Here is a 23,820-nt window from a genome sequence, read left to right as displayed (position 1 = left end):
CTGGCGGAGACGCTCGCGGCACCGGCACCGGCACCGGTACCGGTGCCGGTGCCGGTGCCGCGAGCGTCTCCGCCAGTTCGTTCATCGCGAGGTGGACGACGGTGACCGGCTTCTCCGGGTGGGCCTCGGCGGCGGTACGCAGGGCGGCGGCGAGCGCGGCGCCCTCACCGCCGCCCGGTGAGACCGCGGCCCCCTCCCCCACCCAGGGGATGGCCGTGACGACCACGGCGTCGCAGCCGTCGCCGGCCAGTGCCTCGGCGAGCGCGGCGCGGAAGTCGTCGGGCGTCGCGGCCGAGGTCAGGACGTGGGGCCGCTGCGGGCGCAGCCGTTCGGTCAGGCAGGCGTCGTAGGCCAGCAGCGCCAGCGACTCGGAGTTGCCCAGGATGGCGATGCGCGAGCCGGCCGGCAGCGGCTGGGAGGCCAGCAGCAGCCCGGCGTCGATCAGCTCGGTGACCGTGTCGACGCGGATCACGCCCGCCTGGCGCATCAGGGCGGCGACGGTGCTGTCGGGGACGCGGACGGTGGGCACGGCGTGGCCGGGCGGGGCGGTGCCGTTGTGCCGTGCACCCCGGGCGACCACGACCGGTTTGACGGCGGCGGTGCGGCGGGCGAGCCGGGCGAACTTGCGGGGGTTGCCGATGGACTCCAGGTAGAGGATCACGACGTCGGTGTCCGGGTCCTCGTACCAGTACTGGAGCAGGTCGTTCCCGGAGACGTCGGCGCGGTTGCCGGCCGAGACGAAGGCGGAGATGCCGGCGATGCCGCCGTCACCGGGGCCGCGGGCATGCAGTCCGCTGAGCAGCGCGATGCCGATGGCACCGGATTGGGTGAACAGGCCGATGTGGCCGGCGCCGGGCATCTGGGGCGCAAGGGAGGCGTTCAGCCGGATACCAGGGGCCGTGTTGATCAGGCCGAAGGCATTGGGCCCGATGAGCCGCATGCCGTACGAGCGGGCCTGGCGGAGCAGGGCACGCTGCCGCTCCCTGCCCTCCGGGCCCGCTTCGGCGTACCCGGAGGTCAGGATCAGCACGCCCTGGACACCGTGTTCGCCGCAGTCACGGACGACGTCGGGGACGCTGTCCGCGGGCACGGCGATGACGGCGAGATCGACCGGTTCGGAGATCTCCCGCAGCGCGCGGCCCGCGGGTACCCCCTCGGGGTCCAGCCGCTGCATCCCTTCGGGGAAGGCGTGGTTGACGGCGTGCACCCGGCCCGTGAAGCCGGAGTCCAGGAGGCTGCGCAGGGCCGTCCGGCCGACGCCGCCGGGGGCGCGGCCGGTACCGATGACCGCGACCGAGCGCGGGGTGAGCAGCCGCTGGACGGAGCGGGCCTCGGCCCGCTGCTCACGGCCGCGCATCACGGCCATGGACTGCTCGGTCGGCTCCAGATCGAACTCCAGCCGGACCACGCCGTCTTCGAAGGTGCGCTTGTGGGTGTAGCCGGCGTCCGTGAACACCTTGATCATCTTGGAGTTCGCCGGGAGCACCTCCGCGGCGAACCGGCGGATGCCGCGCTCGCGGGCGACGGCGGCGATGTGCTCCAGGAGGGCGGAGGCCACGCCGCGGCCCTGGTGGGCGTCCTGGACGAGGAAGGCGACCTCTGCCTGGTCGTCCTCGGGGTCCTGCGCGGGCAATCCCTGGTCGTTGATCCGGTCGTAGCGGACGGTGGCGATGAACTCGCCGCCGACCGTCGCCGCGAGCCCGACCCGGTCGACGTAGTCGTGGTGGGTGAAACGGTGCACGTCGCGGTCGGACAGGCGCGGGTAGGGCGCGAAGAAGCGGTAGTACTTCGACTCGTCCGAGACCTGTTCGTAGAACGAGACCAGCCGCTCGGCGTCGTCGGGGGTGATGGGGCGGATCCGCGCCGTGCCGCCGTCACGCAGCACCACGTCTGCTTCCCAGTGGGTCGGGTACGCGTGGTCCTGCGACTTGTGCATGCGGACAGCGTACGACCGGGCACCGACAACGGGCGGCGCGCGTACGCTCGGGATGCAGAGCCGGCCGGGGCTGCCGTCGAGTCCGTACGGCACGGCCCGGCCGGCCGGGCCTCCCTTGGGGATCAGGGGCGGCGAAGGCCAGGACGAACATCTGGTGGAGCACGTCCGGCACCGTGAGAGACTGGTCTAGACAACAGTCACGACTTTGAAGGGCAACACCATGGCAGAGCGCCGCGTCAATGTCGGTTGGGCCGAGGGCCTGCACGCCCGCCCCGCGTCGATCTTCGTCCGTGCGGCCACCGCCTCCGGCGTCCCGATAACGATCGCCAAGGCCGATGGCAACCCCGTGAACGCCGCCTCCATGCTCGCGGTCCTGGGCCTGGGCGCCCAGGGCGGCGAGGAGATCGTGCTGGCCTCCGACGCCGAGGGCGCCGAGGCTGCGCTCGACCGCCTGGCCAAGCTCGTCGCCGAGGGTCTCGAGGAGCTCCCCGAGACCGTCTGAGCCCCTCGGGCTCTGCTGTATGCGGCGGCCCCGCCGCGGCAACCGGTCACCGGTTGCCGCGGCGGGGCCGTTTCACTGCGCCCTGAGTCCGAGGCGGGGCAACGGTGTGCGCGGTCGCCGCGCGCGCATGACCGCGTGGGTGCACCGGAATTCCCCGGCCGCCCGGAAATCCGGGAGGGGCGAGAAATAGTGCGCACCCTCAGGCATGGCATTCCGGTGCCGTAAAGCGCGCACCATTCGCCATCCGCGGCGCCGAATAATGGGCATCCGAATACCGACGGAATACGCGCCGGAGAGGGAAGCTCACTTCGCCGCACCGAAACCCGTTCCATACGTCCCACACTTCCCGACTTCTTCGCGTGTGGGACTTCTTTGTATACGGGACGGTTGTTAAGGGCGGACGCGCACCGTGTTGACGGGCGGTTTCGGATCCCTCACCCCGGTCTTGAGCGGGCGCCGCAGCCGGTACACCGGAAGCGAGCGCTCGACATGGGCCGCCATCAGGGCACGCGCCCGCTCCGCGTCCCCCCGGGCCACCGCGTCCAGCACGGCGCCGTGTTCGTCCCACGACTCGCCGGCCCGGGCCGGCGGCTCCACCGCGTACATCCACTCGATCTTGCGCCGCAGCTGGGTCAGCAGCGCCGTCAGGCTGGGGCTGCCGACCGCCTGGGCCAACGTCTCGTGGAACCAGTCGTCCAGTTGCTGCAGGTCCGCCGGATTGCCGTGACGGGCCCGCTCGCGGCCGAGGCGTACCAGACCACGGAGCACCTTGAGGTGGGCGGGACTGCGGCGGGCGGCCGCGCGGGCGGCGCCCAGCGGCTCCAACAGGGCGCGGACGTCCAGGAGATCGGCGGCCTCCTGTTCGGTCGGCTCGGCGACACAGGCCCCCGCGTGGTGGCGGGTGGTGACGAAGCCCTCGGACTGCAGGGTCCGCAGCGCCTCACGGATGGGCACTCTGGAAACGCCGTAACGGGCCGCGAGGATCTCCTCGATCAGCCGGCTCCCCGGTGCCAGCGCACCGGAGACAATGTCGTCGCGAATCGCTGTGCACACCGCATGCGCGGAAATATGGCCTCGCATCTTCCGAGCCTCCGCCGTAATCCCCTGGAAACGCCGCCGGTCGGCGGCTTTTCCGTGACTCTATTCGACCGGAGGGGATTTTCCGACGGGCACCGAATATTCATGGATATTTTTGGCCGGAAGTCGCGGGCGAGCCGGCCTCGCCTCCGGTGCACTCCCGCGCCCGGCAGCCGCGCCTCCGACATACCGCGCCGCACGCGCCGAAGCCCCGGTCGCAGGACCGGGGCTTCGGGAGGACGCGGTGCGAGGCACTCCCTCCCTGGCGGCGGGGCCGGCGAGCGGGAGGTCAGACGTTGACGCCGTGCGCGCGCAGGTAGGAGATCGGGTCGATGTCCGAGCCGTAGTCGGGGCCGGTACGGGCCTCGAAGTGCAGATGCGGGCCGGTGACGTTGCCGGTGGCACCCGAGAGGGCGATCTGCTGACCGCGGGTGACCTTCTGGCCGACCGAGACGGCGAACGAGGACAGGTGACCGTACTGGGTGTACGTACCGTCGTTCATCTTGATCACGACGTTGTTGCCGTACGAGCCGCCCCAGCCCGCCTCGACGACGGTGCCCGCACCGACGGCATGGACGCTGGTGCCGGAGGCGGCGTGGAAGTCGATGCCGGTGTGGCTGCCCGAGGACCACAGACTGCTCGACGCCTTGTACCCGGTGGAGACGTAGGAGTCGGCGACCGGCGCGACAAAGGTGTTCAGACGCTTGCGCTCGGCGTCGCGGGCGGCGCGCACCTTGGCCTTGTGGACGGCCTCGGCGCGCCGCTTGGCCTCGTCGGCCTGCTTCTTCGCCAGGGCTTCGGCCTTCGCCTGCGCGGCGGCGGACTCCGCGGCGGCGCGCTGCGCGTCGGCCTGGGCCGCGACGTGGCCGGCGACCTCGTCACCCAGCACGACGGCCCGCTGCAGGCCGGTGTCATGGGCGGGTGCCGCGTCCGTGGCAGCCAGCGCCGGCGAGGCCACGGAGGCGACCACACCACCGGCCGCAAGGGTGGCTATGCCGGCGACCTTGCGGGGCGTCCGGGCAGGGCGGTCGGCGCGGCGGTGTTTCCCGGTGGCACGGATGAACGCCATGTACGGGCTTGTCCTTTCCCTCCTTCTCGCCTACCGGGTTAGCTGACGGGTTCGGAGCAGGAAGGTCTCCTACGGGCTCCTCGGGAGAGGAGTCCGATTCACCCCAAGGGACGTGTGGGTCCCCGGCTCCCCTGGCTCGCGCCGTACGGGGACTCGGCGATGACTGCCCGGTGCCACTGTTGTGGCGGACTTGTGACGAACAGCCGGACCGACGCTAAACGGGGCCACTTTCCCTGGGCAAACAGATGCCGTTTTTTGTGCGGGATGCCACAAGAACCGGCACAACCAGCCGTAAGAAAACGGACATACAGCGGCTCCCGTGGCCAGTGGGTGCCACGGGAGCCGCTTTGTCGATATATGACCTTCCGTCACGCGGACTAGCCGCTGACGACCGTCACCTCGCCGATGCCCAGCCCCTTGACCGGCTCGGCGATCTGCGCCGCGTCACCCACGAGGACCGTCACCAGCCGGTCCACCGGGAAGGCGCTGACCGCCGCCGCGGTCGCCTCGACCGTGCCGGTCTCCGCGAGGCGGGCGTACAACTGCGCCTGGAAGTCGTCCGGGAGTTGCTGCTCCACCTGGTCGGCCAGCGTGCCCGCAACGGCCGCCGCGGTCTCGTACTTCAGCGGCGCGACCCCGACGAGGTTCTGCACGGCGACATCCCGCTCGTCGTCGGTCAGTCCCTCTGCCGCGAGGGTGCGCAGCACCTTCCACAGGTCTTCGAGCGCCGGGACGGTGGAGGCGGTGTCCACCGAGCCGCTGATGGCGAGCAGCGCGGCACCCGTGGCGCCCTCGGGGGACGTGGGGGCGGTGGAACGGAGCACCTGACCGAACGCACGCACCCCGTAGGTGTAGCCCTTCTCCTCCCGCAGCACACGGTCCAGACGGGAGGTGAGGGTGCCGCCCAGGCAGTACGTGCCGAGGACCTGCGCGGGCCACACCCGGTCGTGCCGGTCGGAGCCGATCCGGCCGATGAGCAGCTGCGTCTGGACGGCGCCGGGGCGGTCCACGACCACCACGCGGCCGGTGTCGTCGGCGACGATCGGCGCGGCCTTCAGCGGCTCGGCCGTCGAGCCGCTCCAGGCGCCGAGCGTGTCGGCGAGCGCCGCGTCCAGGTCGACGCCGGTGAAGTCACCGACGATGACGGCGGTGGCCGTGGCGGGCCGTACATGGGCGTCGTAGAAGGCGCGGACGGCCGCGGCGTCGATGCGCGCGACGGTCTCCTCGGTGCCCTGGCGCGGGCGCGACATGCGGGCCGTGGCCGGGAACAGCTCCTTGGACAGCGCCATCGCGGCGCGCCTGGCCGGGTTGGCGAGCTCGTGCGGGATCTCGTCGAGGCGGTTGCGGACCAGCCGCTCGACCTCGCTCTCCGGGAACGCGGGGGCGCGCAGCGCGTCGGCGAGCAGGCCGAGCGCGCGGTGCAGCCGGGAGGCCGGCACCTCCAGGGAGACCCGTACACCGGGGTGGTCGGCGTGCGCGTCCAGGGTGGCGCCGCAGCGCTCCAGCTCGGCGGCGAACTCCTCCGCGTCGTGCTTGTCGGTGCCCTCGGACAGCGCCCGCGCCATGATCGTGGCGACGCCGTCCAGGCCCTCGGGTTCGGCGTCCAGCGGGGCGACGAGGTTGATCTCGACGGCGACGACCTGCTGACCGGGGCGGTGGCTGGTCAGGAGGGTGAGGCCGTTGGGCAGTTGGCTGCGGTCGGGCGCCGGGAAGGCCCACGGCTTGGGCGCGCCGCCCCGGGGCTGCGGGTGGAAGTCCATCGTGCTCACAGGGGTGTCGGCGTGGGTGGTGGCGTCGCTCACTGGTCCGCCTGCCCTTCCTCGGTGTCGGCGGCGTCGTTCGACTCGGTCGGCTCGTAGACCAGCACCGCGCGGTTGTCGGGGCGCAGCCGGGCCTTGGCGACCGCCTGCACCTCCTCGGGGGTGATGTCCAGGACGCGCTGGACGGCGCTCAGCGCGAGCTGGGGGTCGCCGAACAACACGGCGAAGCGGCACAGTTCGTCGGCGCGCCCGCTGACCGTGGCGAGCCGGTCCAGCCATTCACGCTCCAGCTGCGCCTGCGCGCGCTCCATCTCCTCCGGGGTCGGCCCCTCGGCGGCGAAGCGGGCCAGCTCCTCGTCGACCGCGCGCTCGATGTCGGGGACCTCCACACCGCCGGACGTCTTCACGTCCAGCCAGCCCAGCGAGGGCGCGCCGACCAGCCGCAGCAGGCCGAAGCCGGCGGCCACCGCGCTGCGGTCGCGGCGCACCAGCCGGTTGTACAGTCGGGAGGACTCGCCGCCGCCCAGTACGGTCAGCGCGAGGTCCGCGGCGTCCGCCTCACGGGTGCCGTCGTGCGGCAGACGGTAGGCGGCCATCAGGGCGCGGGAGGGCACGTCCTCCTCGACGACCTCCCGCAGCTGGCCGCCGATGACGTCGGGCAGCGTGCCGTCGCGCGGCGGCTGCTTGCCGTCGTGCGAGGGGATCGAGCCGAAGTACTTCTCCACCCAGGCCAGGGTCTGCGCGGGGTCGATGTCACCGACGACCGACAGGACGGCGTTGTTGGGTGCGTAATACGTACGGAAGAACGCCCGCGCGTCCTCCAGGGAGGCCGCATCGAGGTCGGCCATCGACCCGATGGGGGTGTGGTGGTACGGGTGGCCCTCCGGGTACGCCATGGCCGTCAGCTTCTCGAAGGCCGTGCCGTAGGGGACGTTGTCGTAGCGCTGGCGGCGTTCGTTCTTGACGACGTCGCGCTGGTTCTCCAGGGACTCGTCGTCCAACGCGGTCAGCAGCGAGCCCATCCGGTCCGCCTCCAGCCAGAGCGCGAGCTCCAGCTCATGGGCGGGCATGGTCTCGAAGTAGTTGGTGCGCTCGAAGCTCGTGGTGCCGTTGAGCGAACCGCCGGCGCCCTGCACCAGCTCGAAGTGGCCGTTGCCCGTCACCTGCGCGGAGCCCTGGAACATCAGGTGCTCGAAGAGGTGAGCCAGGCCCGTACGGCCCTTGACCTCGTGGCGGGAGCCGACGTCGTACCACAGGCAGACCGCTGCAACCGGGGTCAGGTGGTCTTCGGAGAGCACCACGCGCAGCCCGTTGGCCAGCCGGTGCTCGGTCGCTGTCAGGCCGCCGGACCCGGCTTGTTCTGTGGCCGTGTGACCCATGGGCATGTACGTCCCTTCGATCCGCTTGCGAGGAAGTTCTGTCACTGTATGCAAGCGCGTCGGCATCTGGCGAAGTTCCCGGGTGACCGGCCCCGTGCGTGCGCCCCGCGTGACTTCCGCGGGAGCCGAAGGGGGAGTCGCGGTCGGCGTTGTCAGTGCGGCGGTCCACAATGGTCCGCGTCAGACTCAGAGATATGCGCGGGCTGATCCCCCGCCCGGTTGACCCGACGGGTTGACCGATGCTTTCCGACATCGGCAGTAGACGCAGCAGAAGGAGCCGCAGCCGCGATGGCCCGCCGCAGCACGAAGACCCCGCCGCCGGACGACTTCGAGGAGAGGATCCTCGACATCGACGTCGTCGACGAGATGCAGGGTTCCTTCCTCGAGTACGCGTATTCGGTCATCTACTCGCGCGCCCTGCCGGACGCCCGCGACGGTCTCAAGCCCGTGCACCGCCGCATCCTCTACCAGATGAACGAGATGGGTCTGCGGCCCGACCGCGGCTACGTCAAGTGCGCCCGGGTCGTCGGCGAGGTGATGGGTAAGCTCCACCCGCACGGCGACGCGTCCATCTACGACGCGCTGGTGCGCATGGCGCAGCCGTTCTCGATGCGGGTGCCGCTGGTGGACGGCCACGGCAACTTCGGCTCGCTGGGCAATGACGACCCGCCCGCCGCGATGCGGTACACCGAGTGCCGGATGGCGTCCGCGACGTCCTTGATGACGGAGTCCATCGACGAGGACACCGTCGACTTCGCACCGAACTACGACGGCCAGGAGCAGGAGCCGGTCGCCCTCCCGGCGGCGTATCCGAACCTCCTCGTCAACGGCGCGTCCGGCATCGCCGTCGGTATGGCGACGAACATGCCGCCGCACAATCTGGGCGAGGTCATCGCCGCGGCCCGCCATCTGATCAAGCATCCGAACGCCGATCTCGACACCCTGATGCGGTTCGTGCCGGGGCCCGATCTGCCGACGGGCGGCCGGATCGTAGGGCTCGACGGCGTACGGGACGCGTACGAGAAGGGCCGCGGCACCTTCAAGATCCGCGCGACGGCCACGGTCGAGACCGTCACCGCCCGCCGGAAGGGGCTGGTGGTCACCGAACTGCCCTTCACGGTCGGCCCCGAGAAGGTCATCTCCAAGATCAAGGACCTGGTCGGCTCGAAGAAGCTGCAGGGCATCGCCGACGTCAAGGACCTCACCGACCGCGAGCACGGCCTGCGGCTGGTGATCGAGGTCAAGAACGGCTTCAACCCCGAGGCCGTCCTGGAGCAGCTCTACAAGCTCACGCCGATGGAGGAGTCCTTCGGTATCAACAACGTCGCGCTGGTGGACGGCCAGCCGCTGACGCTGGGCCTCAAGGAGCTGCTGGAGGTCTATGTCGACCACCGCTTCAACGTGGTGCGCCGGCGCAGCGAGTTCCGGCGCAGCAAGCGGCGCGACCGTCTTCACCTGGTCGAGGGCCTGCTGACGGCCCTGGTGGACATCGACGAGGTCATCCGCCTCATCCGCTCCAGCGAGAACAGCGCGCAGGCCAAGGAGCGGCTGATCGAGCGCTTCTCGCTGAGCGACGTCCAGACGCAGTACATCCTCGACACCCCGCTGCGCCGGCTGACCAAGTTCGACCGTATCGAGCTGGAGTCGGAGCGTGACCGGCTGCAGGAGGAGATCGAGAGGCTGACGCGAATCCTGGAGTCGGACACGGAGCTGCGCAAGCTGGTCTCCGGCGAGCTGGCCGCGGTGGCGAAGAAGTACGGCACGGACCGGCGGACGGTCCTGCTGGAGTCGACGGGCACTTCGGTCGGTGCGGTGCCGTTGGAGGTGTCCGACGACCCGTGCCGGGTGCTGCTGTCCTCGACGGGCCTGCTGGCCCGGACGGTCACCGGCGAGGTGCCCTTCGACGCCGACGCCCGGCGCGCCAAGCACGACGTGATCGTCTCCACGGTGCCGGCGACGACCCGTGGCGAGGTGGGCGCGGTGACGTCCCTGGGCCGGCTGCTGCGGATCGCGGTGATCGATCTGCCGCAGCTCCCGGAGACGGCGTCCTCACCCGGTCTCTCCGGCGGTGCCCAGCTCTCGGAGTTCCTGACGCTGGAGGACGGCGAGCAGCTGATCTGTCTGACCACGCTGGACGAGTCCTCGCCGGGCCTGGCGCTCGGCACGGCGCAGGGCGTGGTCAAGCGGGTGGTGCCCGACTACCCCTCCCACAAGGAGGAGTTGGAGGTCATCACCCTCAAGGACGGCGACCGCATCGTGGGGGCGGCCGAGCTGCGCACCGGTGAGGAGGACCTGGTCTTCATCACCAACGAGGCGCAGCTGCTGCGCTATCCGGCCGCGCAGGTGCGGCCGCAGGGCCGGCCCGCGGGCGGTATGACGGGCATCAAGCTGGCCGAGGACGCGAAGGTGATCTCGTTCGCCGCGGTCGATCCGGCCTCCGACGCCATGGTGTTCACGGTCGCCGGCTCGCACGGCACGCTCGACGACTCGGTGGCGACGGCCAAGCTCACCCCGTTCGACCAGTATCCGCGCAAGGGACGGGCGACCGGCGGGGTGCGCTGTCAGCGGTTCCTGAAGGGCGAGGACTGTCTGACCCTGGCGTGGGCCGGGCCGGCTCCGGTGCGGGCCGCGGACGCGAAGGGTTCGCCCGTCGAGCTGCCGGAGGTGGATCCGCGGCGGGACGGTTCGGGGGTGCCGCTGACGAAGTCGGTGGCGGCGCTGGCCGGGCCGGTGTAGGCGGCACCGGAAGGACGGACGCAGGGGACGCCGTCGGGCCGGTGGAGGACCGGCCCGACGGCGTCACCAGTCTTCCTCGCGTCCGTCCACGTACCGCAGCACACCCCACATGCTGTGGGCAGCAGCCTCCGGCGGTGTGCTTTCCCGGCAGTTCTCCAGCTCCTTGCGCAGGGCCGGCGCGTCGATGCCGCTGCCGATCATGACGAGCTGGGTGCACCGCTCCTCGCCCTTCGGCCACGGCTCGGGGTAGAAGCGCAGGAAGTCACCGACCGCGTGCAGGGTGAACTTCTGGCGGTTCTCCGGCACGTCGAAGTGGACGAAGCCCTTGATGCGGTAGAGACCGGCCGGGCGGCTGTCGAGGAAGTCCATGAGACGGCGCGGGTGCATCGGCTCGGCGGAGGTGAACTCCACGCTCTGGTAGGCGGCGTGGAGGTGGCCCTCGTGGTGGGCGTGGTCGGGGTGATCGCAGTGACCGTCGCAGTGGTGGGCGGCGGCATCCTCGTGCGCCGCGGCCTCACGCAGCAGGTCCTCGAAGGACAACTGGCGTACGGCCGCGTCGTGGCCCTCCCCCGGTCCGCGGTCGAAGAACAGCTCGGGGTCGACCCGGCCGTACGCCGTGCAGATCACGGGCCGGCCGGGCGCGAGGTCGGCGAGCGTACCGATGAGAGCCTGTCGTTCGGCGTCGCCGATGCGGTCGGCCTTGTTGAGCACCACGATGTCGGCGATGCCCACATGCCGGTCCAGTTCGGGGTGACGGGCCCTGGTGTCGTCGAATTCGGCGGCGTCGACCACCTCGATCAGCCCGCCGTAGACGATCCGGTCGTTGTCGCTGGCGAGGATCATCCGGATGAGTTCCTGGGGCTCGGCCAGTCCGCTGGCCTCGATGACGATCACATCGATACGGGCGGCGGGGCGGGCGAGCCGTTCCAGGTAGGTGTCCAGTTCGCTGGTGTCGACCGCGCAGCACAGACAACCGTTGCCGAGCGAGACCATCGAGTCCACCTGTCCGGCGACGGTCATGGCGTCGATCTCGATGCTGCCGAAGTCATTGACGATCGCGCCGATACGGGTGCCGTCGCCGGTGCCGAGCAGGTGGTTGAGGAGGGTGGTCTTGCCTGATCCGAGGAAGCCCGCGAGCACGACGACCGGGATCTGTTGCGTGGCCAAGGGGGCGCCTCCATGGTGCGGGTGGCGGGCCGCGCGGACCGGCGGCGGACGAGCTGTCGATCGTAACGGACCGCCGGCGGCACGGGCCCGGCTCGGCCGCGGCACCGCCCGCTAGCGGGGCTCGGCGGTGGGCAGCGGCTGCGGCGGGGGCGGGCCCACGTACCGGGCAGCCGGACGAATGATCTTCGAGTCCTCGGCCTGCTCCAAAATGTTGGCGCTCCAGCCGACCACGCGGGCGGCGCAGAAGGTGGGTGTGAACATCTCCCGCGGCAGCCCGCACAGCTCCATGACGACGCCCGCGTACAGCTCCACGTTGGTGTGCAGCTCACGGCCGGGCTTGAGCTCGGCCAGCAGCGCTTCGACCCTCGCCTCCACCTGGACGGCGAAGTCCACCAGCGGGCCACCGAACTGCTCGGCGACACCTCGCAGCATCCTTGAGCGCGGGTCTTCCGTGCGGTACACGGAGTGGCCGAACCCCATGATCCGGTCGCCCCGCAGGACACTGTCGCGGATCCAGGAGTCGATGCGGTCGGGGGTACCGATGGCGTCGAGCATGTCCAGCGCACGGCTGGGCGCACCGCCGTGCAGCGGCCCGGAGAGCGCGCCGACGGCCCCGACGAGGCAGGCCACAAGGTCGGCGCCGGTCGAGGCGATGACACGTGCGGTGAAGGTCGAGGCGTTGAATCCGTGGTCGATGGTGGAGATCAGATACGCCTCGATCGCCCGGACCCGGTCCGGCTCCGGCTCCTCGCCCGTGAGCATGTAGAGGTAGTTGGCTGCGTGCCCGAGGTCCGCACGCGGCTCAACCGGCTGCAGCCCCTGACCGAGCCGGTGCAGCGCGGTGATCAGCGTCGGCACTGCGGCACACGCGGCAAGAGCATCGACGCGGCGGCGGCCGGCGTCGATGTCGTACAGCGGCCGGAAGCCGGCCGTTGCGCCGAGCAGCGAGAGCGCGGTACGCAGCCCGGAGAGCGCGCCGGCACGGGCGAGGGCGGGCAGCGCATCGCGTACGGCCGCGGGCAGCGCGCGCAGCGCGGCGGTCTCGTCCCTGAAGGTGGCCAGCTGCGCCGTGGAGGGCAGCTGGCCGTGGAACATCAGGTACCACACGTCCTCGAAACTGCGGGCTGCAGCCAGCTCGACGGCGGAGTACTGGCGGTAGTGGTAAAAGCCCTCGGCGCCTCGGACATCGCCCAGTCGGGTCTCGGTGACGATGACGCCCGCAAGCCCGCGGGGTGCGTCGATCGGTGCGTTCACCTCGGCGATCGGCATGGCTGGTCTCCTCAGTCTTCCTCCACCCAAATATTGATCCGACTGTCCATCCTTGACTCAATACTTGTCAATATTGATTCCATCAATGTGGATGTCCCGGCTACGGTGATCCCATGGCAGATCAGGAAGCGGCGCAGGGCAGGGGCGGACAGCGACTGAGCACCCGGGAGACGGCCGAGCGGCTCGGCGTGAAGCCGGAGACGGTGTACGCGTATGTCAGCCGCGGCCAACTTGCCAGCCGCCGGGAGCCGGGCAGCCGCGGCAGCACCTTCGACGCGAAAGAGGTCGACGCGCTGGCCCGCCGCGCCGGTCGCCGCGAGCCTTCCGCGCCCGCTGGCGAGTTGGCGATCCGCACCGGCATCACGCTGATCGACCGCAACCACTGTTACTTCCGCGGCGTCGACACGTCGGAACTCGCCGCCCACTACAGCTACGAGGAAGTCGCCGAGTGGCTGTGGACCGGCGAACTGCGCCCCGGCATCCGCTTCACGGCACCACGCGACGTACTGCCCGCTGCCCACCGCGCCGTCCAGGCACTTCCGGCGCACAGCGGACCGATGGACCGGCTACGGGTCGGTGTGATCGCCGCGGCGGCTGCCGACCCGCTGCGTTTCGACCTGTCCGAGGACACTGTCGTCGACATCGCCCGCAGCCTGATCCCCACCCTGGTCGACGCCTTGCCGTCGCACTCCCAGAAGCCACCCGCTACCGATTCTCTTGCCGACCGCCTCTGGTCACGGCTGACCTCGGAACCGGCCGAGGCCGAGGCACTCCGCGTCCTGGACGCCGCATTGGTCCTGCTCATCGACCACGACCTCGCCGCTTCGACGCTCGCGGTCCGCGTCGCCGCCTCGGCCCGTGCTCATCCGTACGCGATCGTCTCGGCTGGTTTCGGAGCGCTGGACGGCGTGCTGCACGGCGCGGCAAGCGGACTTGCCCACCGGATGCTGGTGGAGGTGCAGGACCGGGGCAGTGCGGCTGCCGTCGTCGCCGACCATCTGCGGGCCGGCCGCCGAGTGCCGGGGCTCGGCCATCCCCTCTATCCCGGCGAGGACCCACGGGCCCGCGCCCTGTTCGAGCTCCTGGAGGATGTGCCGCAAGCCCGCACCGCCCTGCAGGCCGCTCGCGAAGTGATCACCACCACAGCCCGGCACACGGAACTGCACGCCAACGTCGACCTGGCATTGGCTGTGCTGTCCGTCTCAACAGGCATGCCTGCCGAGGCCGGCGAAACCATCTTCGCCATCGCCCGCACGGCCGGCTGGATCGCCCATGCCCTGGAGGAATACACCGAGCATCCCCTCCGATTGCGCCCCAGCGGCCAGTACCACGGCCCCCGCCCGCCGCAGCCGTTGCCCTAGATGAATGAGTCCGATGTTCTCAGTGGTCGAAGGCGATCAGGGAGCGTTTGATCTTGGCGTCGGTGGTCCAGTTGTGCCAGATGGCGGCTGCGAGGGCGAGGAGTCGTTGGCCGGTGCGGGCGAAGACGCCGGCAAGGGTTCTGCCGCCGTGCTGTTCCAGGCTGAGCTGGCCTTTGAGCGTGTCGAACACGGCCTCGATCCACTGGCGGACGCGGGCGAGACGGCCGTGCCGGACGGGCTCGCCTTTCCGGTCCGGCCGCACGAGATGGACGCCCAGGCGCTCGGTCAGGAACACCTCGAACTCCCGCCCGGCGAAGCCCTTGTCCGCGAGGATCACCTGACCGGAACGGACAGGCGGTGATCGCGTTCCAGCAGCGCGGTCATCACCTCCCGTTCGCCAAGCTTGGCATTCGCCAGGCACCACGACACCGGCATGCCTTCGGCGGTGGTCAGCAGGTAGAGCCGAAAGCCCCAGAAGAAGCGGGAGTGGCTGCGGCAGAAGCCGTATCCGGCGTGCCCGGCCAGGTCGGAGCGTTGGACCGTCTGGCGGGAGGCCGCGCAGGGCAGTGGTGTGGAGTCGATCAGCCTCAGGTCGTCGTGCCAGGTCGGCACCTGCCGGGCCAGGGCCTCGATCACGTGGCTGATCAGTGGTCCGGCCGTGTTGAGCCGCTTGTTGTAGGCGGACTGCTGAGGCAGGTAGCGAAAGAGGTGCCCCAGCCGGGCGTGGGCAAAGCGGATCCAGTGTCTGGCCGAGGCAAAGCCCAGCAGGACCTGGGCGACTGCGAGGCACAGCAGTTCGGCGTCCGTCAGTTTCGGGGGTCGCCCGATCCGGCGACGCGGGGCCACATGGTCGTCGATGAACACGTACAGTGCCGCCAGAAGGGCGTCCAGGTTTGTCGTCACACACGAGCCAACGGGCGCCCTTCGCCATGGTCGCGGCCAGCACAAACATCGGACTCATTCATCTAGGGGAAGCGGTCGTGGTGTTCAGGCCCCTCTCGATACGACGCCGGCGGCGAGATCACCAGCACCGCCGTGGTCGGCTCAGCGGTTGAGCCCCCTAGGACTGCCAAGTAAAGCGGCGCGCGGCCTTCGCCGTCACTCGGAGACCCACCCGACATCCGACGCCGGGCGAATGAGGTTAGGCTCACCTATGTGAGTACCTGTGCCACCGCTTCCCGTGAATCGGCCGAATCTCTCACCGCGACCGCGGCCACCGCCCGGACCTGGCTGCTCATCGAGCAGACCGGGCCCTGGGGAACCCATGCGCTGACGGACAGTCACCTCGACCCTGACGTCGGCCGGGCCCTGGAGGCCGCGACCGAGGGTACGGGCGTACGAGTCGCCCTGATCCGCCGGCCTGGGCGTCATGCCGACTGCCACGGCACGTCCCGGCGCCGGATGTTCCTCGCCCACACCGCCCCCGGACGCGCCTGGATCCGCACGACCACCGTCACCGACCCGCGGGCGACTCTCGGGCTGGACTTCACGGCTTTGGGAGCGGGTGAGCATCACAACCTCTGGGAGCCGTACATCGGGGAGCCTCTGGTCCTCGTGTGCACCAACGGCAAGCGGGACCGCTGCTGCGCCCTGCTCGGCCGCCCGCTGGCCGCCGAGCTCGCCGCCGGCGGAACCGAGGCCTGGGAGGTCACCCACATCGGGGGGCATCGCTTCTCCCCCACCCTTTTCGTCCTCCCCTACGGCTACGCCTACGGACGCGCCTCGGCTCCTCTCGTCAAGGAGGCTGTGGAAGCGGCGCGCGATGGACGGATCACGATCGACCACTGCCGTGGCCGCTCGGCCTGGGACCGGCCGGGCCAGGCCGCCGACCTTGCGGTCCGCGTGCTGATCGCGGAGAGCCGGGCGGACGCACTCGACATCGTACGGACCGACACGGTGCGGCCCGAACCTGCCGACGACCGGACGAGCGGTGGCTCTGCGATCGCGGTAGCCTTCCCTACCTGGATTGTCACCGTGGCGCACTCCGACGGTCGCAGCTGGCGGGTCACCGTCGAACAGCGGGCCGATGGTGCTGCGGCGCCCGCCAGCTGTGGTGCGCCGCTCGGTCCACCGGCGCGTATGGCCGTTGCCTCCGTCGCCGCTGCGAACGGCATGCCGCGGAGACGGGCGCAGGCTGTCAACAGCTGACCTCAAGGGTTCACGCGGGCACCCGCCGGGTCCTTCACGGCGCTCTTCTTCTCTCCCACGACGCACATGCGGGACCTCATCACGGCCTGTCCTGTGCTCGACCGGAAGCCGGTGACCACTGCGGCTCGTTCTGCCGGGCGGGTGAGCCCCTTCCGGCCGCACGCCGCTTCGCCAGGACCACGTGACGCTACAGGCGAAACTCACTGACCAGCTGCGCCGTGGCAGCGCGCCCCCGGCCCGGCGGCGACCAAGCGGTCCACCGCCGGCCACCCTCCAAGACTTACGCCAGGCTCCGCAGCCATCCCCCGTCGACCACATGGCCGCTCCCCTCCGTGCACCTGTCGCACACCTCGCCCTGCACCCGCACGGCGCCGGACCGCCGGACCGCCGGACGCAAAGCCTGTTGCCTTCACCGTTCGAGGCTAGGTGCGCACGTTCCGCAATCGCCAGGCCTGTGGATAACCCCGTGCAGGAGCAGAACGCGCATCCGCGGCAGCCCGCGATCGCGACGCACTCAGGCGGTGTCACATTTGCGTCGCCACGCGGCCACCCTCCGAATTCGCCCTTATGAGAGGTTACCGGCCCGACCATCACCGCGCTTACTGTTCGTTCGTATGGGCGAGAAGGAAGAGTCCGTTCCGCGCCCGAGCGCCACAGAGCCCTCGGGTTCCGCGCCGCTTCCCGCCGCCGCCACGGTCTCGCCCACCAGCACTGTCCCGTCGCACGGCAGCACGCCCACGTCCGGCATGCAGCCCGCCGCCCATCCCGACCGCCGACCGACCGCCTCCAGGCTGCACCGGCCGCGGCTGGGCTGGCCACGGAAGGTGTTCTCCCAGGTCCTGATGGTGCAGCTGGCCATCGCCGCGGGTGTCACCGCACTGGCCACCGGCCTGTTCCTCGCCCCGCTCAGTGCGCAACTCGATGATCAAGCAATGCGCCGCGCCCTCTCCATCGCGCAGACCACCGCCGCCGAGTCACATCTCGACGACGCCCTGGAGTCCTCCCGTCCCACGCGCCACGGTCCCGTACAGAACGAGGCGGAGCGGATTCGCTCCGCCACCGGGGCCGAGTACGTCGTGATCATGGACAAGCGGGGAGTGCGCTGGTCCCACACCGACCCGGACGAGATCGGACGCCATGTATCGACCGACCCCAGCGTCGTGCTCTCCGGCCAGGAAGTCATGCAGATCGACGAGGGCACTCTCGGCCGGTCCGCACGCGGCAAGGTCCCGCTCCGTGACGAGCAAGGCAAGGTCGTCGGAGCCGTCTCCGTCGGCATCGCGTACGAGAGTGTGCGGGAACGGCTGCTCTCCACCGTCCCTCAGCTGCTTGCCTACGCGGGCGGAGCCCTCGCCGTAGGCGCTCTCGCCGCCTACATCGTCTCCCGCCGTCTCCAGCGCCGTACCCACGACCTGGCGTTCTCCGACATCTCCGCGCTGCTCGCCGAGCGGGAAGCAATGCTGCACGGCATCCGTGAGGGGTTCCTCGCGCTCGACAAGCACGGCCGTATCCGCCTCATGAACGACGAGGCACAGCGACTCCTCGAGCTACGCGCCGAGGACACCGGCCGTCCCCTGGACACGGTCCTGCCTCCTGGCCGTACAACCGATGTCCTGGCCGGCCGCGTGTCGGGGGCAGACCTGCTGGCCGTCAGCGGGCACCGGGTTCTGGTGGCGAACCGCATGCCCACTGAAGACGGCGGTGCCGTGGTCACCTTGCGCGACCGCACCGAACTGGAACGGCTCGGCCGCGAACTCGACGGTACCCGCGGACTCATCGATGCCCTCCGTGCCCAGGACCACGAACACGCCAACCGACTGCACACCCTCCTCGGTCTGCTCGAACTCGGGCTGCACGAAGAGGCAGTGGAGTTTGTGACACAAGCCGTGGGCGTGCATCGTGCGACCGCCGAGCAGGTCACCGAGCGCATCCACGATCCCCTGCTGGCTGCCCTGTTGGTGGGCAAGGCCACCGTCGCCACCGAGCGCGGTGCCTCCCTTCGCATCTCCCCCGATACGCATGTGCCCGACCGTCTGGTCGATCCGCACAGTCTCGTCACCGTGCTCGGCAATCTCATCGACAACGCCCTGGATGCCACGTCGGGTGAGCGCGACGCACTCGTGGAAGCCGAGGTTCGCACCGTTGGCCGGACCGCCGTTGTGCGCGTCAGCGACAACGGACCCGGCGTGCCCGAAGCACGTCGCGCCGAGATCTTCACCGAGGGCTGGACGACCAAGGATCCACCCGCCCATGGGCAGCGCGGCATCGGTCTGGCGCTCGTACGGCGCCTCGCCGAGCGCTACGGAGGCGGCGCCGAGGTCGGCGAGCGCCCCGGCGGCGGTGCGGTATTCACCGTCACGGTCCCCGACGCGCTGTCCGACGAGCTTCCAGAGGGGCGTGAGGCGGGCCCCCGGGAGGCAACCACGGGAACCCACAGCTCCGGGCGAACCTCCGTGGACACTCGCCTTCCCGGTAGCGTGACGGAGGCTGGCCAATGATCGAGGTACTGGTCGTGGACGACGATGTGCACGTGGCAAAGATCAATGCGGCGTACGTCGCCAAGACCGACGGATTCCGGGTCAGCTGCGTCGCGCACACCGCTGCGGAAGCCCTTGCAGCCTTGGAAGGTCACCCTGTCGATTTGATCCTTCTGGATCATTACCTTCCCGACAGGACAGGGCTGCAGCTGGTCGGCGACCTGCGACGCCGCGGTCTGCTCACCGACGTGATCATGGTGACGGCGTCGCGCGATATCGCCACCGTGCAGGCTGCCATGCGCCACGGTGCCCTGCAGTATCTGGTCAAGCCGTTCACCTTTGCGGGCCTGCGCTCCAAGTTGGAAGGCTACGCGGCACTGCACCGCACGTTTGCGGGCGGCGGACAGGCGGAGCAATCCGAAGTGGACCGGATCTTCGGCGTGTTGGGCGCCGCCAACGCGGGCCCCGCCGAGTTGCCGAAGGGGCACTCCACCGCCACCGCCGACCGCGTGCGCTCGGTGATGCGCTCCGCGGACGCCCCGTTGTCCGCGCAGGACGTCGCCCTCCAGGCGGGACTGAGCCGGCAGACGGCCCAGCGCTACCTCAAGCTCTTGGAGCGCGCAGGGCGGGTGCGCCTCACCCTCAAGTACGGCGAGACCGGCCGTCCCGAGCACCGCTACGAGTGGGGCTAGGCTGCCAACCGCCGCCGGGGAGCGACGGACGCGGGGAAGGCGGAGCGCACGTGAAGAGCGAGGGCCAAGGATCCGCCACACGGCTGTGTGCAACCCGCCCGTCCTGCCCGTGTCCTCCAAGTCCAGGGCCTGCCCGCCCCTGGACTTGTCGGAGGTCCCCTTAAGCCGCCCCCGCCCCCGTGAGCGCCCGTACCTCCGTCTCTGCATGCCGCGCCTCCTCGGCAGCCTCCGGGGAGAGCAGCGTTCCCAGCCAGCCCATCAGGAAGCCCAGCGGGATCGATACGACACCGGGGTTGTCGAGGGGGAAGACGGCGAAGTCCAGTCCAGGGAAGATCGACTCCGGGCCACCGGAGACCACCGGTGAGAGGACGACCAGGGTGATCGCCGGGATCAGACCGCCGTACACGGACCAGACCGCCCCCCGGGTCGTGAAGCGGCGCCAGAAGAGGGTGTACAGCAGGACCGGCAGGTTGGCCGAAGCAGCGACGGCAAAGGCCAGGCCCACCAAGAAGGCGACATTCAGGTCCTGGGCGAGCAGGCTGAGGCCGATGGCAACCGCGCCGACCGCCACCGCCGCAATACGCGCCACGGCCACCTCTGCACGCTGGGCGTCCTGCGCCGTGCCGCGCGCGCGGCGCAGCGAGGCATACAGGTCGTGTGCGACCGAGGCCGACGAGGCGAGCGTGATGCCGGCGACAACGGCCAGGATGGTGGCGAACGCGACCGCAGCCACCACCGCGAAGAGAACCGTCCCCCCCGTCGAACCGGCGCCGCCTCCCAGGTTGAGGGCGAGCAGCGGGACGGCGGTGTTGCCGGCCGTATTGGACGCATGGACGGCCGAGCTGCCCAGCACTGCTGCGGCACCGAAGCCGAGCACGATCGTCATCAGGTAGAAGCCGCCGATCAGACCGATGGACCAGACGACGGAGCGACGGGCGGAGCGCGCCGTGGGAACGGTGTAGAAGCGGGAGAGGATGTGCGGCAGCCCGGCCGTCCCCAGAACCAGAGCGATGCCCAGGCTGATGAAGTCGAGCCGCGCGGTCCAGCCTCCGCCGTATTTGAGACCGGGAGTGAGGAAGTCGCTTCCGTGGCCACTGCGTTCGGCGGCGGTGTTCAACAGGGCGTTGATGTCGCCGTGGAACCGGATCAGTACCAGGACGGTCAGGGCGATGGCGCCGCCCATGAGGAGTACCGCCTTGACGATCTGGATCCAGGTTGTGGCCCGCATGCCGCCGAAGGCGACGTAGACCACCATCAGGGCGCCGACCCCGATCACCATCCAGGTACGGGCCTGCTGGCTCGCCCCGCCCAGGAGGAGGGCGACAAGGCTGCCGGCGCCCACCATCTGTGCCACCAGATAGAGCACGGACACAGTGACGGAGGCCGTGCCGGCCGCGATGCGGACGGGGCGCTCCCGCATCCGGGCGGCGACGACATCGGCAAGCGTGAACCTTCCGCAGTTGCGGACCAGTTCGGCCACGAGGAAGAGGACGACGAGCCAGGCGACGAGAAAGCCGACCGAGTACAGCAGGCCGTCGTAGCCGAAGAGAGCGATCAGGCCGGAGATGCCGAGGAAAGACGCGGCGGACATGTAGTCACCCGCGATGGCGAATCCGTTCTCCATGGGGGAGAAGAGCCTCCCGCCCGCATAGAACTCCTCGGCGGAGCCGTGCCGGCGGCGGCTCACCCAGGTCGTGATCCCCAGGGTGACGGCGATGAACACACTGAACAGAACCAGTGCGAGGGTCTGGTGGTCGCCGGTCAACGGATGTTCCCCCCGGTGAGTTCCTGCGTTTCCCAGCGGATGTCGAGCGCCGCGCGGTCCCTGCGCAGTCGGGCATGGCGCGCATAGGCCCAGGTGAGCAGGAACGTGGTGGCGAACTGGCCAAGCCCTGCGAGCATCGCGACGTTCAGGGCGCCGACGACGCGGTGAGCCATGAGGCCCGGCGCCGCGGTCGCTGCCACCACATAGGCGAGGTACCAGACCAGGAAGACCGCCGTGCCGGGGAGGACGAATCGCCGGTAGCGACGACGCACCTCCTGGAAAGCCGTGCTTCGCTGCACCGCCAGATAGATCTCGTCGTGGGGCGCGGATCGTGGTTCCGCTGCCGGGACCGGCGTGGGTACCGGTACCGGTTCGGGCTTCCCTGTGCGGTCCCACTCGCCCGCTGGTTTTGCCGCCTCACCCAGCTCGCCCCACCCGGAGGCGAGAGTGTCGTACCAGGGGTCGTCGAGCCGTAGGGCCCCTGACTCAGCGGCCGAACGGCCGTCCTGCTTGTCCACCGAACTCTCCTTGGTGCACGGGTTTGTTGTCCGTGTGGCCCAAGAGTGGACAGAAAGGAAGATCCTGGACTCTTCATTGCGAACCCTTCACCCCATCAGGTGACGGACTGTTGCGGCGGCTGCGCAAGGCCGTGACGGTACGCGTAGTGGATGGCCTGCGCCCGGTCCCGCAGCCCCGCTTTGGCAAAGAGATTGTTGATGTGGGTCTTCACGGTCGCGGTGGAAACATGCAGGGTACGGGCGATCTCCGGGTTGGACCGACCTTCGGCGACCAGCCGCAGCACCTCCACCTCACGGGCAGTCAGTCCGTCCGGGGGCACGTCGGGCGATTGCGGCGCCGTCCGCACGGGCTCCGTGAAGCGCTCCAGCAGCCTGCGCTGAATCCTGGGAGACAGCCCGGCCTCGCCCGAGAGCACGTCGTCGATAGCGCGGACGATCTCGTCGCCGTCGGCATCCTTGGTCAAATAGCCACGGGCGCCGGCCTGGAGAGCGGGAAAGAGCGAGTCGTCGTCCGCGTAGGTGGTGAGCACCACCACCTGGGTACCGGGGTGCCCCGCGCGGATACGGCGGGTGGCCTCGACGCCGTCGCAGCGCGGCATCCGCAGGTCCATCAAGACGACGTCGGGGGTGAGTTCGGCGACGAGGCGGACCGCTTCCTCACCGTCCGCGGCGGATCCGATGACCTCGATTCCCGGCAGCAGCCCCAGCAGCATCACGATTCCTTCGCGCACCACCGTCTGGTCGTCGGCGACCACGACCCGCGTCACCGCGTCTGCCCTCATGCGGGCACCCGCAACCGCACCACGAAACCCTCCTCGTCGGGGCCGGACTCCAGCGTTCCGCCGAGGAGTTCGGCGCGCTCCCGCATCCCGAGCAGACCGTACCCGGAGCCGCTCTCCGCGAGCTCGCCGGGCGTGCCGCGACCACCGGAGTCGCGCACCTCCAACCCGATGTCGTCCGCCGCGTACTCCAGCCGCATGCTCACCCGGGCGCCCGGGGCATGCTTGCGTACGTTCGTGAGCGCCTCCTGGGCGACTCTGCGGACCGCGAGGCCCGCCTCGGCCGGCACGACACGGGCCGTACCCGCCACAGCCAGCCGAACGCCCTCATTGGCGGTCAGGCGGCGCAGGAAGTCCTCGACCGGGATCATCTCCCCGCGCAGCGCGGAAAGCGCCTCACGGGTGCCGTCCAGCCCTTCACGGGCCATTCCCCGGCACGCCGTCACCCGCTCCAGGAGCTGCGCACGGTCGGCCTCGAGGTCGGTGCTGCGCTGGATCAGCAGCCGCGCGGCCTCCAAGTGCACCAGTTGGGCGCTCAGGCTGTGTGCGAGGACGTCGTGGATCTCGCGCGCGATCCGCCCGCGTTCGGCGAGCGCCGCCGATTCCGACTCGGCCTTACGGGCGGCCCGTTCCTGCACCAGCAGCCGCTGGGTGTTGCCGCGCGCCTCGGCGTCCAGCCGTACGACGTAGCCGGCCAGTCCCAGGCCCACGGCTGTTGCGGCGGTCGCCCACCAGTTGGCGTGGTTCAGTGCGGCGTACCCGCTCAGGGCGGTGGCGGAGCACGGTACGGCGACGCTCATCGGCAACCGCTCCATGGCGATGACGGCGCAGGCGCACCACAGGACGACGGCGGGCGTCCGCGCCCCCACGTATGCGAAGCCGACGGCCGCAGCCAGCAATACGGCGAACAGTCCGATGGACGGCCACAGGTGACGGGCCAGCGTCGTCCGGAAGAAGCCGCGGAACGCCAGCATTGTGGCGGCCACGCCGGTGCACAACGCCATCAGGCGCCATCCGGTGAAGGCCGGCCCCACCAGGGTGGTCCACACCAGCCCGGCCACCACTGCGATGCGCACCGACCGGCCGATCCACAACCGGGCGCCACTGACGCCCTCACGGGACAGCGATTCCCGCAAGGGCCAGCTCGTCCAGGAGTTCGGCGGCACTACGGTCCCTTCCACGGCG

17 protein-coding genes, 1 pseudogene and 1 riboswitch are annotated in these 23,820 nt (G+C 70.4%); of the genes and pseudogenes, 6 read left to right on the top strand and 12 right to left on the bottom strand.

The genetic code is table 11. The features are described 5' to 3' along the window. The coding region (locus EST92_RS14030) for a GNAT family N-acetyltransferase (protein ID WP_129281260.1) at nucleotides 1-1,936 on the bottom strand (1,936 nt) is incomplete at its 3' end. 220 nt (nucleotides 1,937-2,156) lie between these two features. Between EST92_RS14030 and EST92_RS14025 the strand changes: the two genes are divergently transcribed. Further along, nucleotides 2,157-2,438 (top strand): HPr family phosphocarrier protein, encoded by a 282-nt coding sequence (locus EST92_RS14025; protein ID WP_129249407.1) that lies wholly within the window; start codon nucleotides 2,157-2,159, stop codon nucleotides 2,436-2,438. A gap of 390 nt (nucleotides 2,439-2,828) precedes the next feature. On the opposite strand, the gene EST92_RS14020 is transcribed toward EST92_RS14025, so the two are convergent. The 4 genes from EST92_RS14020 to EST92_RS14005 form a co-directional block, all read right to left on the bottom strand. Continuing rightward, nucleotides 2,829-3,518: a GntR family transcriptional regulator gene (locus EST92_RS14020; RefSeq protein WP_174244014.1), complete on the bottom strand. Its 690-nt coding sequence runs from the start codon at nucleotides 3,516-3,518 to the stop codon at nucleotides 2,829-2,831. Nucleotides 3,519-3,804: 286 nt separating this feature from the next. Then, a complete protein-coding gene (locus tag EST92_RS14015; protein ID WP_129281259.1) occupies nucleotides 3,805-4,584 on the bottom strand; it encodes a M23 family metallopeptidase in 780 nt (259 codons plus the stop codon). Nucleotides 4,585-4,596: 12 nt separating this feature from the next. Continuing rightward, nucleotides 4,597-4,753, bottom strand: a riboswitch (cyclic di-AMP (ydaO/yuaA leader). A gap of 208 nt (nucleotides 4,754-4,961) precedes the next feature. Continuing rightward, a complete protein-coding gene (locus tag EST92_RS14010) occupies nucleotides 4,962-6,344 on the bottom strand; it encodes a pitrilysin family protein (protein WP_129281264.1) in 1,383 nt (460 codons plus the stop codon). 38 nt (nucleotides 6,345-6,382) lie between these two features. Beyond that, nucleotides 6,383-7,723 (bottom strand): pitrilysin family protein, encoded by a 1,341-nt coding sequence (locus EST92_RS14005; RefSeq protein WP_129281263.1) that lies wholly within the window; start codon nucleotides 7,721-7,723, stop codon nucleotides 6,383-6,385. 288 nt (nucleotides 7,724-8,011) lie between these two features. Between EST92_RS14005 and EST92_RS14000 the strand changes: the two genes are divergently transcribed. After that, nucleotides 8,012-10,459, top strand: coding sequence for a DNA topoisomerase IV subunit A (locus EST92_RS14000; RefSeq protein ID WP_129281258.1), 2,448 nt, complete (start codon nucleotides 8,012-8,014; stop codon nucleotides 10,457-10,459). Between the two features lie 63 nt (nucleotides 10,460-10,522). Here EST92_RS14000 and EST92_RS13995 read toward each other — a convergent pair whose 3' ends face one another. Together EST92_RS13995 and EST92_RS13990 are read right to left on the bottom strand one after the other, a co-directional pair. Further along, entirely contained in the window at nucleotides 10,523-11,626 is a 1,104-nt protein-coding gene (locus EST92_RS13995) for a CobW family GTP-binding protein (RefSeq protein WP_129281257.1), read from the bottom strand. 111 nt (nucleotides 11,627-11,737) lie between these two features. Then, on the bottom strand, nucleotides 11,738-12,895 hold the full coding sequence (locus EST92_RS13990) for a citrate synthase/methylcitrate synthase (RefSeq protein ID WP_129281256.1): 1,158 nt from the start codon (nucleotides 12,893-12,895) through the stop codon (nucleotides 11,738-11,740). A gap of 113 nt (nucleotides 12,896-13,008) precedes the next feature. Between EST92_RS13990 and EST92_RS13985 the strand changes: the two genes are divergently transcribed. Continuing rightward, nucleotides 13,009-14,256, top strand: coding sequence for a citrate synthase family protein (locus tag EST92_RS13985; RefSeq protein WP_129281255.1), 1,248 nt, complete (start codon nucleotides 13,009-13,011; stop codon nucleotides 14,254-14,256). A gap of 19 nt (nucleotides 14,257-14,275) precedes the next feature. Here the strand turns inward: EST92_RS13985 and EST92_RS13980 are convergent. Then, nucleotides 14,276-15,159, bottom strand: a pseudogene (locus EST92_RS13980) (IS982 family transposase). 252 nt (nucleotides 15,160-15,411) lie between these two features. Here EST92_RS13980 and EST92_RS13975 point away from each other — a divergent pair. The 3 genes from EST92_RS13975 (at nucleotide 15,412) to EST92_RS13965 (ending at nucleotide 19,573) form a co-directional block, all read left to right on the top strand. Then, complete coding sequence (locus tag EST92_RS13975) at nucleotides 15,412-16,404, top strand: sucrase ferredoxin (RefSeq protein ID WP_129281254.1); 993 nt, start codon at nucleotides 15,412-15,414, stop codon at nucleotides 16,402-16,404. Between the two features lie 842 nt (nucleotides 16,405-17,246). Then, nucleotides 17,247-18,902, top strand: coding sequence for a sensor histidine kinase (locus tag EST92_RS13970; RefSeq protein WP_129281262.1), 1,656 nt, complete (start codon nucleotides 17,247-17,249; stop codon nucleotides 18,900-18,902). Beyond that, a complete protein-coding gene (locus EST92_RS13965; RefSeq protein WP_129281253.1) occupies nucleotides 18,899-19,573 on the top strand; it encodes a response regulator in 675 nt (224 codons plus the stop codon). Before EST92_RS13970 ends, EST92_RS13965 begins: the two co-directional genes overlap by 4 nt. Before the next feature lie 160 nt (nucleotides 19,574-19,733). On the opposite strand, the gene EST92_RS13960 is transcribed toward EST92_RS13965, so the two are convergent. The 4 genes from EST92_RS13960 to EST92_RS13945 all read right to left on the bottom strand — a co-directional run bounded on the left by EST92_RS13960 (nucleotide 19,734) and on the right by EST92_RS13945 (nucleotide 23,801). After that, the gene (locus EST92_RS13960; protein WP_129281252.1) at nucleotides 19,734-21,338 is read right to left on the bottom strand and encodes a cation acetate symporter; all 1,605 of its coding nucleotides are present in this window, start codon (nucleotides 21,336-21,338) and stop codon (nucleotides 19,734-19,736) included. Continuing rightward, nucleotides 21,335-21,856, bottom strand: a complete 522-nt coding sequence (locus EST92_RS13955; protein ID WP_129281251.1) for a DUF485 domain-containing protein — start codon at nucleotides 21,854-21,856, stop codon at nucleotides 21,335-21,337. Before EST92_RS13955 ends, EST92_RS13960 begins: the two co-directional genes overlap by 4 nt. Nucleotides 21,857-21,951: 95 nt before the next feature. Next, nucleotides 21,952-22,638 (bottom strand): response regulator transcription factor, encoded by a 687-nt coding sequence (locus tag EST92_RS13950; protein ID WP_129281250.1) that lies wholly within the window; start codon nucleotides 22,636-22,638, stop codon nucleotides 21,952-21,954. Further along, nucleotides 22,635-23,801 carry a histidine kinase gene (locus EST92_RS13945; protein ID WP_129281249.1) on the bottom strand — a complete coding sequence of 389 codons (1,167 nt, stop codon included), beginning with the start codon at nucleotides 23,799-23,801 and terminating at the stop codon, nucleotides 22,635-22,637. Before EST92_RS13945 ends, EST92_RS13950 begins: the two co-directional genes overlap by 4 nt. Nucleotides 23,802-23,820 lie beyond the last annotated feature (19 nt).

Source organism: Streptomyces sp. TM32, assembly GCF_004122755.1.
Taxonomy (GTDB): domain Bacteria; phylum Actinomycetota; class Actinomycetes; order Streptomycetales; family Streptomycetaceae; genus Streptomyces; species Streptomyces sioyaensis.
This window is presented reverse-complemented; position numbering and strand designations above follow the sequence as displayed.

Coding starts and splice junctions, on each gene's coding strand:
- EST92_RS13970 (WP_129281262.1), top strand. CDS start 17,247: ATGGTGCAGCTGGCCATCGCCGCGGGTGTCACCGCACTGGCCACCGGC.
- EST92_RS13950 (WP_129281250.1), bottom strand. CDS start 22,638: ATGAGGGCAGACGCGGTGACGCGGGTCGTGGTCGCCGACGACCAGACG.
- EST92_RS14025 (WP_129249407.1), top strand. CDS start 2,157: ATGGCAGAGCGCCGCGTCAATGTCGGTTGGGCCGAGGGCCTGCACGCC.
- EST92_RS13985 (WP_129281255.1), top strand. CDS start 13,009: ATGGCAGATCAGGAAGCGGCGCAGGGCAGGGGCGGACAGCGACTGAGC.
- EST92_RS14015 (WP_129281259.1), bottom strand. CDS start 4,584: ATGGCGTTCATCCGTGCCACCGGGAAACACCGCCGCGCCGACCGCCCT.
- EST92_RS13990 (WP_129281256.1), bottom strand. CDS start 12,895: ATGCCGATCGCCGAGGTGAACGCACCGATCGACGCACCCCGCGGGCTT.
- EST92_RS14020 (WP_174244014.1), bottom strand. CDS start 3,518: ATGCGAGGCCATATTTCCGCGCATGCGGTGTGCACAGCGATTCGCGAC.
- EST92_RS13965 (WP_129281253.1), top strand. CDS start 18,899: ATGATCGAGGTACTGGTCGTGGACGACGATGTGCACGTGGCAAAGATC.
- EST92_RS14000 (WP_129281258.1), top strand. CDS start 8,012: ATGGCCCGCCGCAGCACGAAGACCCCGCCGCCGGACGACTTCGAGGAG.
- EST92_RS14010 (WP_129281264.1), bottom strand. CDS start 6,344: ATGGACTTCCACCCGCAGCCCCGGGGCGGCGCGCCCAAGCCGTGGGCC.
- EST92_RS14005 (WP_129281263.1), bottom strand. CDS start 7,723: ATGGGTCACACGGCCACAGAACAAGCCGGGTCCGGCGGCCTGACAGCG.